This window comes from Azospirillum lipoferum, assembly GCF_024170005.1.
Classification (GTDB): Bacteria; Pseudomonadota; Alphaproteobacteria; order Azospirillales; family Azospirillaceae; genus Azospirillum; species Azospirillum lipoferum.
The window spans coordinates 1-15,936 of the sequence record NZ_JALJXJ010000031.1 but is presented as its reverse complement, the minus strand read 5'-3'; the positions used below and the strand labels follow the sequence as shown (position 1 = coordinate 15,936).

The 15,936-nt window shown below is 64.7% G+C and carries 13 protein-coding genes and 1 tRNA gene; all 14 read right to left on the bottom strand.

Going from position 1 to position 15,936, the window contains the following annotated elements; all coding sequences use genetic code 11:
- Positions 1-113 (bottom strand): GTP-binding protein (locus tag J2848_RS35405; RefSeq protein WP_253568846.1); only part of this gene is annotated, 113 nt, incomplete at its 3' end.
- A 38-nt stretch (positions 114-151) separates the two neighbouring features.
- Positions 152-2,224 (bottom strand): elongation factor G, encoded by a 2,073-nt coding sequence (gene fusA / locus J2848_RS35400; protein ID WP_149235689.1) that lies wholly within the window; start codon positions 2,222-2,224, stop codon positions 152-154.
- A gap of 27 nt (positions 2,225-2,251) precedes the next feature.
- On the bottom strand, positions 2,252-2,722 hold the full coding sequence (gene rpsG / locus J2848_RS35395) for a 30S ribosomal protein S7 (RefSeq protein ID WP_012973202.1): 471 nt from the start codon (positions 2,720-2,722) through the stop codon (positions 2,252-2,254).
- Between the two features lie 12 nt (positions 2,723-2,734).
- Positions 2,735-3,106 carry a 30S ribosomal protein S12 gene (gene rpsL / locus J2848_RS35390; RefSeq protein WP_012973201.1) on the bottom strand — a complete coding sequence of 124 codons (372 nt, stop codon included), beginning with the start codon at positions 3,104-3,106 and terminating at the stop codon, positions 2,735-2,737.
- 324 nt (positions 3,107-3,430) lie between these two features.
- Positions 3,431-7,603 (bottom strand): DNA-directed RNA polymerase subunit beta', encoded by a 4,173-nt coding sequence (rpoC, locus tag J2848_RS35385; RefSeq protein ID WP_149235688.1) that lies wholly within the window; start codon positions 7,601-7,603, stop codon positions 3,431-3,433.
- Between the two features lie 103 nt (positions 7,604-7,706).
- Positions 7,707-11,900: a DNA-directed RNA polymerase subunit beta gene (gene rpoB / locus J2848_RS35380; protein WP_149235687.1), complete on the bottom strand. Its 4,194-nt coding sequence runs from the start codon at positions 11,898-11,900 to the stop codon at positions 7,707-7,709.
- Between the two features lie 247 nt (positions 11,901-12,147).
- The gene (gene rplL, locus J2848_RS35375) at positions 12,148-12,525 is read right to left on the bottom strand and encodes a 50S ribosomal protein L7/L12 (RefSeq protein ID WP_014246882.1); all 378 of its coding nucleotides are present in this window, start codon (positions 12,523-12,525) and stop codon (positions 12,148-12,150) included.
- A gap of 58 nt (positions 12,526-12,583) precedes the next feature.
- Entirely contained in the window at positions 12,584-13,108 is a 525-nt protein-coding gene (rplJ, locus tag J2848_RS35370; protein ID WP_098740499.1) for a 50S ribosomal protein L10, read from the bottom strand.
- A gap of 308 nt (positions 13,109-13,416) precedes the next feature.
- A complete protein-coding gene (gene rplA / locus J2848_RS35365) occupies positions 13,417-14,130 on the bottom strand; it encodes a 50S ribosomal protein L1 (protein ID WP_149235686.1) in 714 nt (237 codons plus the stop codon).
- A gap of 4 nt (positions 14,131-14,134) precedes the next feature.
- A complete protein-coding gene (gene rplK, locus J2848_RS35360; protein ID WP_085088102.1) occupies positions 14,135-14,569 on the bottom strand; it encodes a 50S ribosomal protein L11 in 435 nt (144 codons plus the stop codon).
- A gap of 160 nt (positions 14,570-14,729) precedes the next feature.
- Positions 14,730-15,260 (bottom strand): transcription termination/antitermination protein NusG, encoded by a 531-nt coding sequence (gene nusG / locus J2848_RS35355; RefSeq protein WP_012973192.1) that lies wholly within the window; start codon positions 15,258-15,260, stop codon positions 14,730-14,732.
- Between the two features lie 3 nt (positions 15,261-15,263).
- Positions 15,264-15,461 (bottom strand): preprotein translocase subunit SecE, encoded by a 198-nt coding sequence (secE, locus tag J2848_RS35350; protein ID WP_014246876.1) that lies wholly within the window; start codon positions 15,459-15,461, stop codon positions 15,264-15,266.
- A 71-nt stretch (positions 15,462-15,532) separates the two neighbouring features.
- A tRNA-Trp gene (locus J2848_RS35345) sits at positions 15,533-15,608 on the bottom strand.
- Positions 15,609-15,810: 202 nt separating this feature from the next.
- On the bottom strand, positions 15,811-15,936 hold a 126-nt coding region (locus tag J2848_RS35340), incomplete at its 5' end, for an EF-Tu C-terminal domain-related protein (protein ID WP_494546057.1).

The window sequence follows — 15,936 nt, the reverse complement described above, 5'->3', positions numbered from 1 at the left end:
TCCGCCAGCACCTTCGTGATCGCCGCCGTCAGCGACGTCTTGCCGTGGTCGACGTGGCCGATCGTGCCAACGTTGCAGTGCGGCTTGTTCCGCTCGAACTTTGCCTTCGCCATGGGGTGGTCTCTCCGTTTCTCAATCGTTCCAGCGGTCTTCAGGCCACCTTGGCGCGGACGCCGTCCGCGATGGCCTGTGGCACCGGCTCATAATGGTCGAACTGCATGCTGTACTGCGCACGGCCCTGACTCATGGAGCGCAGGGAATTCACATAGCCGAACATGGCCGCCAAGGGAACCAGTCCCGTAACGATTCGCGCGTTGCCGCGCTGGTCCATGCCGGTGATCTGTCCACGGCGGCCGTTCAGGTCGCCGATGACATCGCCCATATAGTCGTCCGGCGTGATGATTTCGACCCGCATCAGCGGCTCCAACAGCGCCGGAGCAGCCTTTGTCATGGCCTCGCGGAAGGCGGCCCGCGCCGCAAGTTCGAAGGCCAGCGGCGAGCTGTCGACGTCATGCGCCTCACCGCCGGTCAGGGTCGCCTTGACGTCGACCACCGGATAGCCGGCGACGACCCCGCTGTCCTTCGCAGCCTCCAGCCCCTTCTGCACGCCGGCGACGAACTCGCGCGGCAAGCCGGCCGCGCGGTTCTCGAAGACGAAGCCGGCGCCGCGGTCCAGCGCCTCCAGCTTCAGCATCACGCGCGCAAACTGGGCGCGGTCGCCGGTCTGGCGGGCATGGACATGATCGATCTCGGCCGAGCGCAGCACGGTCTCGCGATAGGCAACCTTCGGCGCGCCGACGGCGGCATCGACACGGAACTCGCGCCTCATGCGATCGACGATGATGTCGAGATGCAGTTCGCCCATGCCGCGGATCACGGTCTGTCCGCTTTCGCGGTCGACCGAGACCTGAAGCGACGGGTCCTCATGGCCCAGGCGATTCAGCGCCGCAGCCATCCTGTCACGATCGGCGTCGGTGCGTGGCTCCACCACAATCTCGATCACCGGCTCCGGAACGTCCAGACGTTCCAGCATGATCGGCTTGGCGGGGTCGCACAACGTGTCGCCGGTGGCGGTATGCTCCAGCCCGGCAAAGGCCACGATGTCGCCGGTGTGGGCGCGCTCGATGTCTTCGCGGCTGTTGGCATGCATCAGCAGCATGCGGCCGATCTTCTCGCGCTCCCCCTTCACCGGGTTCAGCAGCGAATCGCCGACGCTGGCGGTGCCGGAATAGATGCGGCAGAAGGTGAGCGTCCCGACATAGGGATCGTTCATCACCTTGAAGGCGAGACCGGAAAACGGGGCGCTGTCATTGGCCGCACGCTCTTCCGATCGCTCGCCGCCGACGGCGTGGCCCTTGACGGCACCGATGTCGTTCGGTGCCGGCAGGTAATCGACCACGGCGTCGAGCATCGGTTGGATGCCCTTGTTGCGGAAGGCGGAACCACACAGCACGGGAACCAAGGCACCGGAAATCGTACCCTTGCGGATCAGTGTGCGCAGGGCGTCGGGTGCAGGCTCTTCGCCGCGCTCCAGATAGGCGGCCATCGCCGCCTCGTCGAGGTCGAGCACGGCCTCCAGCAGTGCCTGACGGGCACTCGCGGCCGGTCCGGCCATATCCTCGGGAATGTCCGCATGCTCGAATTCGGCACCGAGAGTCTCGGCCTTCCAGATCGTGGCGCGCATGGCGACCAGATCGAGGACGCCGGAAAAGCCGGCCTCGCTGCCGATGGGCAGTTGCAGGACCAACGGCTTCACGCCCAGGCGGTCGGCCATCATGGCGACACAGCCTTCGAAATCGGCGCCGACGCGGTCCATTTTATTGATGAAGGCCATGCGCGGCACGCCGTACTTGTCGGCCTGCCGCCACACGGTCTCGGTCTGGGGTTCGACCCCCGCAACCGCGTCGAAGATGGCGACGGCGCCATCCAGGACCCGCAGCGACCGCTCGACCTCGATGGTGAAATCCACGTGACCGGGCGTGTCGATGATATTGATGCGGTGGTCGCGCCAGAAACAGGTCGTGGCCGCCGAGGTGATGGTGATGCCCCGCTCCTGCTCCTGCTCCATCCAGTCCATGACGGCGGTGCCGTCATTGACCTCGCCCATGCGATAGGACTTGCCGGTGTAGAACAGGATGCGCTCGGTCGTCGTCGTCTTGCCGGCATCGATGTGAGCCATGATGCCGATGTTGCGGTAACGGTCGAGGGCGTGCGAACGGGGCATGCAAAATCACCAGGACAGGCGTGAACCTTACCAGCGGTAGTGCGAGAACGCCTTGTTGGCTTCCGCCATGCGGTGCGTGTCTTCGCGCTTCTTCACGGCAGTGCCGCGCTGGCTGGCGGCGTCGAGCAACTCACCCGACAGACGCTCGGTCATGGTGTTTTCCGAGCGGGCGCGGGCGGCGCTGATCAGCCAACGGATGGCCAGGGCCTGGGCGCGGTCCGAACGGACCTCGACCGGAACCTGGTAGGTCGCACCACCGACGCGGCGCGAGCGGACTTCGAGATGCGGCTTCACGTTGGCGAGCGCATCGTGGAAAACCTGAACGGGGTCGTTCTTGGTCTTGACCTCGATACGGCCCAGCGCACCGTAGACGATGCCTTCGGCGGCCGACTTCTTGCCGTCCAGCATCAGGCAGTTCATGAACTTGGTCAGAACGCGGTCGCCATACTTGGCGTCCGGCAGGACTTCACGCTTCTCGGCGCGATGACGACGGGACATCGTGAGTTCTCCTTACTTCGGACGCTTCGCGCCGTACTTCGAACGACGCTGCTTACGATCCTTGACGCCCTGGGTATCCAGCGTGCCGCGAATGATGTGATAGCGAACGCCGGGAAGATCCTTCACACGACCGCCGCGGATCATGACCACCGAGTGTTCCTGGAGGTTGTGACCCTCACCAGGGATGTAGCTCGTCACCTCGAAGCCGTTCGTCAGACGAACGCGGGCAACCTTACGGAGCGCCGAGTTCGGCTTCTTCGGGGTGGTGGTGTAGACGCGAGTGCAGACGCCACGCTTCTGCGGGCAGGCCTCCATCGCGGGAACCTTGTTGCGCGCGGCCAACGGCTCGCGCGGCTTACGGATCAACTGGTTGATCGTCGGCATATCTGCCCTTCATCCCTTCAAGATCACTCGGCCGGACGAGCCGGACGAAGCAAAAGCCCGCCTGCGAAACGTTGCCGTTCCGAGCGGGCTGAATGAGCGAAAGCCGACCGGAGGACTCCGATCGGCGGGATCGGTGGATTCAAGCGGACGCACGGAGAGCCCCGGCGTCCTTTGAAGTTCGCGGACTTTAGGGAAAGGCCGCGGGAGAGTCAAGGACGGTATTTCAGCTTGCGAACGGTCCCGCAGAGCCGGCGCGGGAGCCAAAAGGAAAAGGCGCGTCCCTCCCGGAACGCGCCCCCTCCCCTACTCAATTGCCCCGATGGATCAGGCTGCGGAGCTTTCCTCACCCGGGGTCGGCAGCGCCGGAGTTTCCTCCGGGGCGCCGGCCTCCAGGGCCGCTTCGCGGTCACGCTCGGCGGCGATCAGCTTCAGGCGGTTCACCACGGAGCCCGTGCCGGCCGGGATCAGACGGCCGACGATGACGTTCTCCTTCAGGCCTTCCAGGTTGTCGACCTTGCCGCCGACGGCCGCTTCCGTGAGGACGCGGGTGGTCTCCTGGAACGATGCGGCCGAGATGAAGGACCGCGTCTGCAGGCTGGCCTTGGTGATGCCCTGGAGAACCGGGTGGCCGTGGGCCGGCTGCAGGCCTTCCGCGACGGTCTTCTCGTTCTCCTCGTCGAATTCCTGACGGTCGACCTGCTCGCCCACCAGGAAGGTGGTCTCGCCGGCGTCGGTGATCTCGACCTTCTGCAGCATCTGGCGAACGATCACCTCGATGTGCTTGTCGTTGATCTTCACGCCCTGCAGTCGATAGACGTCCTGGATCTCGTTGATCAGATAGTCGGCCAAGGCCTCCACACCCATCACCGACAGGATGTCGTGCGGCACCGGGTTGCCGTCCATCAGCAGATCGCCGCGTTCGACATAGTCACCCTCCTGCACGGAGATGTGCTTGCCCTTCGGGATCAGATACTCCTTCTCGTCGCCGGTCTCGTCGTTGCGGACGACGATGCGGCGCTTGGTCTTGTAGTCCTTGCCGAATTCGACGCGCCCGCTCATTTCCGAGATAATTGCGAAGTCCTTCGGACGGCGCGCTTCGAACAGTTCGGCCACGCGCGGCAGACCGCCGGTGATGTCGCGGGTCTTGGACGATTCGCGCGGGATACGGGCCAGCACGTCGCCGGCCTTCACCTCGGCACCGTTCTCCACCGACAGGATGGCGTCCACCGACATGAAGTAGCGGGCTTCCAGGCCGTTCGGCAGAGTGATCAGCTCGCCCCGGTCGTCCACCAGCGCGATGCGCGGCTTCAGATCGGCACCGCGCGGCTGCTGCCGCCAGTCGACCACCACCTTGGAGCTGATGCCCGTCGCCTCGTCCATCACCTCGCGCATGGAGATACCTTCCACGAGGTCGATGTAGCGGGCGGTACCGGCGCGCTCGGTGATGATCGGCAGGGTGTAGGGGTCCCACTCGGCCAGCTTGGCGCCGCGTTCGACCTTCACGCCCTCGTCGGCCAGCAGCTTGGCGCCGTACGGCACGCGGTGACGCGCCCGCTCGCGGCCCTGCTCGTCGAGCAGGATCACTTCGGTGCTGCGGCCCATGACGACCGGGATGCCCGATGAGTTCATGACGACGTTGCGGTTGTTGATCCGCACCGTGGCGTCGAACGCCGCCTCGATCTGGCTCTGCTCGGCACCACGCTGCGCCGCACCGCCGATGTGGAAGGTACGCATCGTCAGCTGGGTGCCCGGCTCGCCGATCGACTGGGCCGCGATGACGCCGACCGCCTCGCCGGTGTTGACCAGGGTGCCGCGCGCCAGATCACGGCCGTAGCACTTGGCGCAGACGCCGTCGCGGGTCTCGCAGGTCAGGACCGAGCGGATCTTGACCGAGTCGATGCCCGACCGCTCGATGCGGTCGACCGTCGGCTCGTCGATCAGGCCGCCGTCCTCGATGATCAGCTCGCCGTTCAGCGGGTCGATCACGTCGCCGACCGCGGTGCGGCCGAGGATGCGGTCGCCCAGCGGGCTGATGACTTCGCCGCCGTCGATCACCGCCTTCACGGTGATGCCGCGTTCGGTGCCGCAATCATGCTCGACGATGATGGCGTCCTGCGCCACGTCGACCAGACGGCGGGTGAGGTAACCGGAGTTGGCGGTCTTCAAGGCGGTGTCGGCCAGACCCTTGCGGGCGCCGTGGGTGGAGTTGAAGTACTCCAGCACGGTCAAGCCTTCCTTGAAGTTCGAGATGATCGGCGTCTCGATGATCTCGCCCGACGGCTTGGCCATCAGGCCGCGCATGCCGGCCAGCTGACGGATCTGCGCGGCGGAACCACGCGCACCGGAGTGGGCCATCATGTACACCGAGTTGACCGGCTTGCCGGCTTCGGTGGTCGAGATCGACTTCATCATCTCGGAGGCGACCTTTTCGGTGCACTCCGACCACACGTCGACGACCTTGTTGTACTTCTCGCCCTGGGTGATCAGACCGTCGAGATACTGCTGCTCGAACTCCTTCACCCGCTCCTTCGACTCGTTGACCAGCTTCTCCTTGGCGGCGGGGATGACCATGTCGTCCTTGCCGAAGGAGATGCCGGCGCGGCAGGCGTGGCCGAAGCCGAGCTTCATCAGGCGGTCGGCGAAGATCACCGTCTCCTTCTGACCGCAATGGCGGTAGACGGCGTCGATGACGTTGCCGACGTCCTTCTTGGTCAGGACGCGGTTGATCAGCGAGAAGGGCACCTTCGGGTGACGCGGCAGGATCTCCGACAGGAGCATGCGGCCCGGCGTCGTCTCGACGATGCTGATCTTCTCGTTGCCCTCGTCGTCGACACCGACGTAGCGCGCCTTGATCTTTGCATGGATCGACAGAACCTTGGCGTTCAGCGCCTGCTCGATTTCCGAGACGTTGGCGAACACCATGTTCTCGCCCTTCTCACTGGGGCGGTCCATGGAGATGTAGTAGATGCCGAGCACGATGTCCTGCGACGGCACGATGATCGGCTTGCCGTTGGCGGGCGACAGGATGTTGTTGGTCGACATCATCAGGACGCGCGCTTCCAGCTGGGCCTCGAGGCTCAGCGGGACGTGCACGGCCATCTGATCGCCGTCGAAGTCGGCATTGAAGGCCGTGCAGACCAGCGGGTGCAGCTGGATCGCCTTGCCTTCGATCAGCGTCGGCTCGAACGCCTGGATGCCGAGACGGTGCAGCGTCGGCGCACGGTTCAGCATCACCGGATGTTCGCGGATGACCTCCTCCAGGATGTCCCACACCTCGGGACGCTCCTTCTCCACCATCCGCTTGGCGGCCTTGATGGTGGACGCGAGACCGTACAGTTCCAGCTTCGCGTAGATGAAGGGCTTGAACAGCTCCAGCGCCATCTTCTTCGGCAGGCCGCACTGGTGCAGCTTCAGCTCCGGACCGACCACGATGACCGAACGGCCGGAATAGTCGACGCGCTTGCCGAGCAGGTTCTGACGGAAGCGGCCCTGCTTGCCCTTCAGCATGTCGGACAGCGACTTCAGCGGACGCTTGTTGGCGCCGGTGATGACGCGGCCACGGCGGCCGTTGTCGAACAGAGCGTCGACGGCCTCCTGCAGCATGCGCTTCTCGTTGCGGACGATGATGTCCGGCGCCTTCAGCTCGATCAGCCGCTTCAGACGGTTGTTACGGTTGATGACGCGGCGGTACAGGTCGTTCAGGTCGGACGTGGCGAAGCGGCCGCCGTCCAGCGGCACCAGCGGACGCAGCTCGGGCGGGATCACCGGAATGACTTCCAGGATCATCCACTCCGGCCGCGACTGCGAAGCCAGGAAGGCATCGATCAGCTTCAGGCGCTTGACCAGCTTCTTGCGCTTGGCTTCGGAGTTGGTGTCGCGCAGATCCTCACGGCAGCGCTTCTTCTCCTCGTCGAGATCGAGCGCGGACAGCATGATGCGCAGAGCTTCGGCGCCGATCGACGCGGTGAAGGCGTCCTCGCCATACTCGTCCTGAGCATTCATGTACTCTTCCTCGCTGAGCAGCGAATGCAGCTTCAGCGGGGTGAGGCCCGGCTCGATGACGACGTAGTTTTCGAAATAGAGGATGCGCTCCAGATCCTTGAGCGTCATGTCGAGCAGCAGGCCGATGCGGCTCGGCAGCGACTTCAGGAACCAGATGTGCGCGACCGGCGACGCCAGCTCGATGTGGCCCATGCGCTCGCGCCGGACCTTCGACAGCGTGACCTCGACGCCGCACTTCTCGCAGATGATGCCGCGATACTTCATGCGCTTGTACTTGCCGCACAAGCACTCGTAATCCTTGATCGGGCCGAAGATGCGGGCGCAGAACAGGCCGTCGCGCTCCGGCTTGAAGGTGCGATAGTTGATGGTTTCCGGCTTCTTGATCTCGCCGTAGGACCAGGACCGGATCCGCTCGGGGCTCGCGATCTGGATACGGATCTGATCGAAGCTCTGCGGCCCCTGGACCTGGCCGAAAATGTTCATCAACTCATTCATGACCGTCTCCCGCTGGCATCGCCGCGTTGTCGGTTAAAAGCAGTGCAATGCCCCGGAGCGGCGCACACGCGCCGATCCGGGGCCTGGGTCACGTCAGACCGGCTCAGTAGTCCCGCTGGTTCAGTTCGACGTTCAGGCCGAGCGAGCGCAGCTCCTTGACCAGCACGTTGAACGACTCCGGAATGCCGGCCTCGAAGTTGTCGTCGCCGCGGACGATCGCCTCGTAGACCTTGGTGCGGCCGGACACGTCGTCCGACTTCACCGTCAGCATTTCCTGCAGCGTGTAGGCGGCGCCATAGGCTTCCAGCGCCCAGACCTCCATCTCACCGAAGCGCTGACCGCCGAACTGGGCCTTGCCACCCAGCGGCTGCTGCGTGACCAGCGAGTAGGGACCGATCGACCGGGCGTGGATCTTGTCGTCCACGAGGTGGTGCAGCTTCAGCATGTAGATGTAGCCGACGGTGACCTTACGGTCGAAGGTCTCGCCGGTACGTCCGTCCACCAGCGTCGACTGGCCCGACCGGTCGAAGCCGGCGCGTTCCAGATGGACGCAGATGTCCTCCTCGCGGGCGCCGTCGAAGACCGGCGTCGCGAAGGGCACGCCCTTGCGCAGGTTGCCGCCCAGCTCCAGCAGCTCGCCGTCGGTCATGTCGGCGATATCCTCGTTGTAGGTCACCTCGCCGTACGCCGACTTCAGCGTGCCACGCAGGGCCTCCAGCTGGGGAGCGCCTTCGGCCTTCTGGCGGATCGCCAAACGATACTGGTCGACCGCGCGGCCGATCTGCTTGCCGAGACCCGAAGCCGCCCAACCGAGGTGGGTTTCCAGGATCTGACCGACATTCATGCGCGACGGCACGCCCAGCGGGTTCAGCACCAGATCGACGGGGGTGCCGTCCTCCAGGTAGGGCATGTCCTCCTGCGGGATGATGCGCGAGACGACACCCTTGTTGCCATGACGACCGGCCATCTTGTCGCCCGGCTGCAGCTTGCGCTTCACCGCGACGAAGACCTTGACCATCTTCATGACGCCCGGCGGCAGCTCGTCACCACGCTGCAGCTTGTCGACCTTGTTCTCGAAGCGGTCCTGCAGGGCCTTGATCGAGTCGTCGAACACCTTGGCCAGGTTCTCGACCGTCTCCATCACCGTCTCGTCGGCAATGGCGATCTGGCGCCACAGGCCCTTCGACAGGCCGGCCAGCACCTCTTCGGTCAGGACCGTGCCGCCCTTCATGCCCTTGGGGCCGGACTGGGCGGTCTGGCCGATCAGCACTTCCTTCAGGCGGGTGTAGAAGCTGCGCTCCAGGATACCACGCTCGTCGTCGCGGTCCTTGGCCAGCTTCTCGATCTCGGCGCGTTCGATGGCGAGCGCGCGCTCGTCCTTGTCGACACCGCGACGGCTGAACACGCGGACCTCGACGATGGTGCCGACGACGCCCGGCGGCAGGCGCAACGAGGTGTCGCGGACATCCGAGGCCTTTTCGCCGAAGATGGCGCGCAGCAGCTTTTCTTCCGGCGTCATCGGGCTTTCGCCCTTCGGCGTCACCTTGCCGACCAGGATGTCGCCCGGACGGACTTCGGCGCCAATATAGACGATGCCGGCCTCGTCGAGGTTCTTCAGAGCTTCCTCACCCACGTTCGGAATGTCGCGGGTGATTTCCTCCTGGCCCAGCTTGGTGTCGCGGGCCATGACCTCGAACTCCTCGATGTGGATCGAGGTGAAGACGTCGTCCTTGACGATGCGCTCGTTGATGAGGATCGAGTCCTCGAAGTTGTAGCCGTTCCACGGCATGAACGCGACGAGCACGTTCCGGCCGAGCGCCAGTTCGCCGAGATCGGTCGACGGACCGTCGGCCACGATGTCGCCGGCGTTCACCCGGTCACCGACCTTCACCAGCGGACGCTGGGTGATGCAGGTGTTCTGGTTGGAGCGCTGGAACTTCAGCAGATTGTAGATGTCGACGCCCGGCGCCGTGCTGTCCGAACTGTCGGTGGCGCGGACGACGATGCGGGTAGCGTCGACCTGGTCGACCACGCCCGAGCGCTTGGCGACGATGGTCACGCCGCTGTCGCGGGCGACGGTCGCCTCCATGCCGGTGCCGACCAGCGGGGCGTCGGCCTTGACCAGCGGCACCGCCTGACGCTGCATGTTCGAGCCCATCAGCGCACGGTTTGCGTCGTCGTTCTCCAGGAACGGGATCAGCGCCGCAGCGACGGACACCAGCTGCTTCGGCGATACGTCGATCAGGTCGATCGCCTCGGGCCGGAACATCAGGTATTCACCGCCCTGGCGGCAGGACACCAGATCGGCGGCGAAGCTGTTGTCCGCGTTCAGCTCGGCGTTCGCCTGGGCGACGACGTAGCGGCCCTCCTCCATCGCCGACAGATAGACCACCTCGTTGGTGACCTTGCCGTCGATGACCTTGCGGTACGGGCTCTCGATGAAGCCGTACTGGTTGACGCGGGCATAGGTCGCCAGCGAGTTGATCAGACCGATGTTCGGACCTTCCGGCGTCTCAATCGGGCAGATGCGGCCATAGTGCGTCGGGTGCACGTCGCGCACTTCGAAGCCGGCACGCTCGCGGGTCAGACCGCCCGGACCGAGGGCCGAGAGACGACGCTTGTGCGTGATCTCGGACAGCGGGTTGGTCTGGTCCATGAACTGCGACAGCTGCGACGAGCCGAAGAACTCGCGCACGGCGGCCGCAGCCGGCTTGGCGTTGATCAGGTCGTGCGGCATCACCGTGTCGATCTCGACCGAGCTCATGCGCTCGCGGATCGCACGTTCCATGCGCAGCAGGCCGACGCGGTACTGGTTCTCCATCAACTCGCCGACCGAGCGGACGCGGCGGTTGCCGAGATGGTCGATGTCGTCGATCTCGCCGCGGCCGTCCTTCAGGTTCACCAGAACCTTCAGGATCTCCAGGATGTCCTCCTTGCGGAGAACGCGCATCTGGTCGTCGGTCTGGAAGTTCAGGCGCGCATTCATCTTGACGCGGCCGACGGCCGACAGGTCGTAGCGCTCGCTGTCGAAGAACAGGCCCGAGAACAGCGCCTCGGCGGACTCCAGGGTCGGCGGCTCGCCCGGACGCATGACTCGGTAGATGTCGATCAGCGCGTCTTCACGGCTGGCATTGCGATCCGCATTCATGGTGTTGCGGATGTAGGCGCCGACATTCAGATGGTCGATCGCCAGCACCGGCAGCTCGTCGACGCCGGTCTTCTCCAGCTTGTCGAGGTCACTCGCCGACAGCTCGTCACCGGCTTCGAACAGGACTTCGCCCGTGCGCTCGTTGATGATGTCGACGGCGAGGTAGCGGCCGGTCAGTTCCTCGGTGGAGACCTGCTGCTCGGTCAGGCCGGCCTCGACCAGCTTCTTGATGGCGCGCGGCGTCATCTTGGCGCCGGCCTCGGCGACGACGGCGCCAGTGGCGGCGTCCACGAGGTCGGAGATCAGCTTGACACCCTTCATGCGCTCGGCGCTGAACGGGGTCTTCCAACCGCCAGCAGAGCGGGTGTAGGTGATGGTGTCGTAGAAGTAGTTGAGGATCTCTTCCTTCGACATGCCCTGCGCCTCGTAGGGCAGCAGGTCCTTGCGGTTCGCCTTGCGCTCTGCGCGCAGCGCCTCGGTCTCCGCGCCGTCCAGGGCGAACAGCAGCGTGGTGGCCGGCAGCTTGCGGCGGCGGTCGATGCGGACGTAGACGAGATCCTTGGCATCGAACTCGAAGTCGAGCCAGGAACCGCGATAGGGGATCACGCGGGCGGCGAACAGATACTTGCCTGACGCGTGGGTCTTGCCCTTGTCATGGTCGAAGAAGACGCCCGGCGAGCGGTGCATCTGCGAGACGATGACACGCTCGGTGCCGTTGATGACGAAGGTGCCGTTGGCCGTCATCAGGGGCATGTCGCCCATGTAGACGTCCTGCTCCTTGATGTCGCGGATCGAACGGAGGCCGGTGTCTTCCTCGACGTCGAACACGGACAGGCGCAGGGTCACCTTCAGCGGGGCGGCGAAGGTCATGCCGCGCTGCTGGCATTCCTCGACGTCGTATTTCGGCTGCTCAAGCTCGTACTTGACGAAATCCAGCACCGCGCGGTCGGAGAAGTCCTTGATCGGGAAGACCGACTTGAAGACTTCCTGCAGGCCCAGGTTCGCCCGCTTTTCCGGGGCGACGTCCATTTGCAGGAAGTGGTCGTAGGAGCTGCGCTGCACCTCGATGAGGTTGGGCATCTGGGTGACTTCCGGGATGCGCCCGAAGCTCTTCCGAACACGTTTACGACCCGTAAAGGATTTGGCCATGGATGTCCCCAAACGTCTGTACGTGATGCGCGTTATACCGACCGTTCAACCGACCGTAGGAGCAAGCCGACTGGTGTCGACCGGTCCCGAGGGCGCCCGCGCGGACCATCCCCATGATGGGGACGGAAAGAGCCGGGCCGGGCGAACCCGGTCCGGCGGAAGGCAGAAAATGCCGTGCGGCGGCCGGCCCCCGGGGGGGCCGGCCGCCGTCCGGCTTGGTACTGTGTGTTCCGTACGCAACAAGGTCTTACTTAATATCGACCTTGGCGCCGGCTTCTTCAAGCTGCTTCTTGATCTTGGCGGCCTCGTCCTTCGTGGCGCCTTCCTTGACCGGCTTCGGAGCGCCCTCGACCAGGTCCTTGGCTTCCTTCAGGCCCAGGCCGGTGATCGCGCGGACTTCCTTAATCACGTTGATCTTCTTGTCGCCGGCGTCGGCGAGGATCACCGTGAATTCGGTCTGCTCTTCGGCCGGAGCGGCAGCGGCAGCGGCCGGGCCGGCGGCGGCGACGGCCACCGGAGCGGCGGCGGAGACGCCCCACTTCTCTTCGAGGAGCTTCGACAGCTCGGCGGCTTCCAGGACGGTCAGGGCCGACAGATCGTCGACGAGCTTCTGCAGATCAGCCATGTTACTACTCCAAACGACTTGAGTTCTGGGGATGTAAAAAACGAGTGACTAGGCCTGGTTAGGCCGCCGCCTCGTCGTCCTTCTTCGCGTAGGCAGCAAGCACGCGGGCGACTTGGCCGCCCGGAGCCTGGAGAACACCGGCGATACGGGTCGCCGGGGTCTGGATCATGCCCACGAGGCGGCCACGCAGTTCGTCCAGCGACGGGAGCGAGGCGAGGGCCTTGACCCCCTCCGCGTCCAGAATCTGGGTGCCGAGGCTGGCGCCGACGATCTTGAGCTTCTCGTTGGTTTTCGCGTAGTCGGCCACCACCTTGGCGGCCGCAACGGGATCCTTCGAGTAAGCGATCGCCGTCGGTCCCTTGAAGAGACCGTCCAGACCCTCGAACTGCGTCCCCTGAAGGGAACGACGGGCGAGCCGGTTCTTCGTCACTTTGAAGCTGGCGCCAGCAGCCCGAACCTTCGCACGCAGGTCGGTGACTTCCTTCACCGTCAGGCCCAGATGGTGGGTGACCACCACCAGGCCCGTGTCCTGGAGCTTCGATTGCAGAGCCGCGATCGTCGCTTCTTTTTGTGTACGATCCACGGATCGCCTCCTTGTACAGAGGTTTACATGAACCCCCTGCCCTTGCGGGCCGGAGGTCCGGCGAACCTGTCCCAGAAGTTCAAGCCGTTCCTGGTCCGGCGGCCCCGCCTCGGCGGGGACCGGAATGGTCAACGGGTTCAACTCCTGTCTGCGCCGGTGAATTTTAAGCCCTCACCTTCCGGAGAAGGGGCGGACACCTGCGGTCTCGGACAGGGGTGGGTGGGCGTTCCGCCGGGGGGGGGCCCCCCTTGGATCATCCACCCGGTCACTGCCGGCACCCAAAGGTACCGGCAGTGAAAGACGGTCGATTACGCCGCGGTGCCGGCAGCAGCCGACACGCTGGTGAGATCGAGCTTCAGGCCCGGGCCCATCGTCGACGAGAGCGAGACCTTCAGCAGGTACTGGCCCTTGGCGCCGGTCGGCTTGGCACGGGAGATGGCATCGACGAAGGCGCGGATGTTCTGGACCAGCGCCTCTTCCGAGAAGCTGACCTTGCCGACGCCGGCGTGAACGATACCGGTCTTCTCCGCCCGGAACTCCACCGCACCGGCCTTGGCGGCCTTGACGGCGCCGGCCACGTCGGGGGTCACGGTGCCCAGCTTCGGGTTCGGCATCAGGCCGCGGGGGCCGAGCACCTTACCGAGCTTGCCGACCACGCCCATCATGTCGGGCGAGGCGATGCAGCGGTCGAAGTTGATGTTGCCGGCCAGGATCTGTTCGGCCAGATCATCGCCACCGACAACGTCGGCGCCGGCGGCCAGAGCCTCGTCGACCTTGGCGCCGCGGGCGAACACCGCCACGCGCACGGTCTTGCCGGTGCCGTTCGGCAGGTTCACGACGCCGCGGACCATCTGGTCGGCGTGGCGCGGATCGATGCCGAGGTTCATCGCGATTTCGATGGTCTCGTCGAACTTGGCCTTGGCGGCACCCTTCACCAGGGTCACGGCCTCTTCCAGCGAGTAGAAGGAGTCGCGGTTAACGGTCTTGTAGGCGTCGGTCAGACGCTTGCCCAGCTTCGCCATAGGATCAGCCCTCCACCACTTCGAGGCCCATCGAGCGGGCGGAGCCGGCGATCATGGTCGCGGCGGCTTCGACGTCGTGCGCGTTCAGGTCGGCCATCTTCTTCTGGGCGATCTCGCGGATCTGCGAGGTCGTGACCTGGCCGACGAAACCGCCCTTGCCGGGGGTGGTCGAACCCTTGTCCTTGCCCGAAGCCTTCTTGAGGAAGTAGCTGACCGGCGGGGTCTTGGTCACGAAGGTGAAGGTGCGGTCGCCGTAGGCGGTGATGACCACGGGAATCGGCATGCCGACTTCCAGGTCCGCCGTCTTGGCGTTGAACGCCTTGCAGAACTCCATGATGTTCAGGCCGCGCTGACCGAGCGCCGGGCCGATGGGCGGCGACGGGTTGGCCTTGCCGGCCGGAACCTGCAGCTTGATGTAACCGACGATTTTCTTCGCCATCTCACAACCTCCTGGGACGACGCCTCACGCCTGAAACCGGATGGTCCGGCGCGGCGTCGCGGGGTTTCGCGGTTCGGCCATGGCGAGCCTCCCGCAACAGAATGGAGCCACCGATGCAAGCACCGGCAGCTCCGACTCAAAACAATTTGGAACCTTGCGCTCAGATCTTTTCGACCTGCGTGTATTCCAACTCGACCGGCGTGGAACGGCCGAAGATCGATACCGCCACCTTGAGGCGGGACTTCTCTTCGTCGACTTCCTCGACGACACCATTGAACGAGGTGAAGGGACCGTCGCTCACTCGAACCTGCTCGCCCACCTCGAAGGTGATCGAGGGCTTGGGGCGCTCAAAGCCTTCCTGCACCTGATGGATGATCCGCTCGGCTTCGCGCTGGGAAATCGGCTGCGGCTTGCCGCCGCCACCCAGGAAGTCCGTGACCTTCGGCGTGTTCTTCACCAGCGACCAGGATTCGTCGGTCAGGTCCATCTTGACGAGGACATAGCCAGGGAAGAACTTGCGTTCGGTGTTGATCTTGGAACCCCGGCGCACTTCGACCACTTCTTCGGTCGGGACCAGGATTTCCTCGAACTTGTCTTCCAGACCCTTCTGAGCCGCCTTTTCGCGGATGGCCTGGGAGACCTTCTTTTCGAAACCCGAATAGACGTGAACGACGTACCAGCGCGCAGCCATGTCTTAGCCTCCCAGCCCAAGGATCAAGCGAACGGCAACCGCCAACACCTGATCGACGACGAGGAAGAACAGGGCGGCGAGCACGACCATGACGAACACCATGGCGGTCGTGATGCCGGTTTCCTTGCGGGTCGGCCAGGTGACCCTGGCTACCTCGCGGCGGACCTCGCGCGCGAATTCTGCGGGATTGACTTTAGCCATCGTGCGAACCGTGCGAGCTCCGAAGCGACTGTGAGGGCGCCGCTTTTACCCTAACCGTTATTGGGACGGGATGGCAGGAGTGGAGGGGCTCGAACCCCCAACCCCCGGTTTTGGAGACCGGTGCTCTACCAATTGAGCTACACTCCTATCTCCGTCCGGCCACACCTTCCGGCGTGGGAGGCCGCTTAAACCATTCTTTCGGCGGCAGTGTCAAGGCCTTTCGACCTGACTTTCGAAAGAATTTTCGCTTTTGCTTTCCAGCGCGTTCCGGAAACTCAAGCGCACTCTTTGCACAGATAAAACTCCCCCGCCGAACCTGTGGCTCGGCGGGGGAGGCAAGCCTATAGCATCACTCGACGATCTTGGCGACGACGCCGGCACCGACGGTGCGGCCACCCTCGCGGATGGCGAAGCGCAGGCCTTCGTCCATGGCGATCGGGGCGATCAGCGCCACTTCCATGGCGACGTTGTCGCC

Coding starts and splice junctions, on each gene's coding strand:
- fusA (WP_149235689.1), bottom strand. CDS start 2,224: ATGCCCCGTTCGCACGCCCTCGACCGTTACCGCAACATCGGCATCATG.
- rpsG (WP_012973202.1), bottom strand. CDS start 2,722: ATGTCCCGTCGTCATCGCGCCGAGAAGCGTGAAGTCCTGCCGGACGCC.
- rpsL (WP_012973201.1), bottom strand. CDS start 3,106: ATGCCGACGATCAACCAGTTGATCCGTAAGCCGCGCGAGCCGTTGGCC.
- rpoC (WP_149235688.1), bottom strand. CDS start 7,603: ATGAATGAGTTGATGAACATTTTCGGCCAGGTCCAGGGGCCGCAGAGC.
- rpoB (WP_149235687.1), bottom strand. CDS start 11,900: ATGGCCAAATCCTTTACGGGTCGTAAACGTGTTCGGAAGAGCTTCGGG.
- rplL (WP_014246882.1), bottom strand. CDS start 12,525: ATGGCTGATCTGCAGAAGCTCGTCGACGATCTGTCGGCCCTGACCGTC.
- rplA (WP_149235686.1), bottom strand. CDS start 14,130: ATGGCGAAGCTGGGCAAGCGTCTGACCGACGCCTACAAGACCGTTAAC.
- rplK (WP_085088102.1), bottom strand. CDS start 14,569: ATGGCGAAGAAAATCGTCGGTTACATCAAGCTGCAGGTTCCGGCCGGC.
- nusG (WP_012973192.1), bottom strand. CDS start 15,260: ATGGCTGCGCGCTGGTACGTCGTTCACGTCTATTCGGGTTTCGAAAAG.
- secE (WP_014246876.1), bottom strand. CDS start 15,461: ATGGCTAAAGTCAATCCCGCAGAATTCGCGCGCGAGGTCCGCCGCGAG.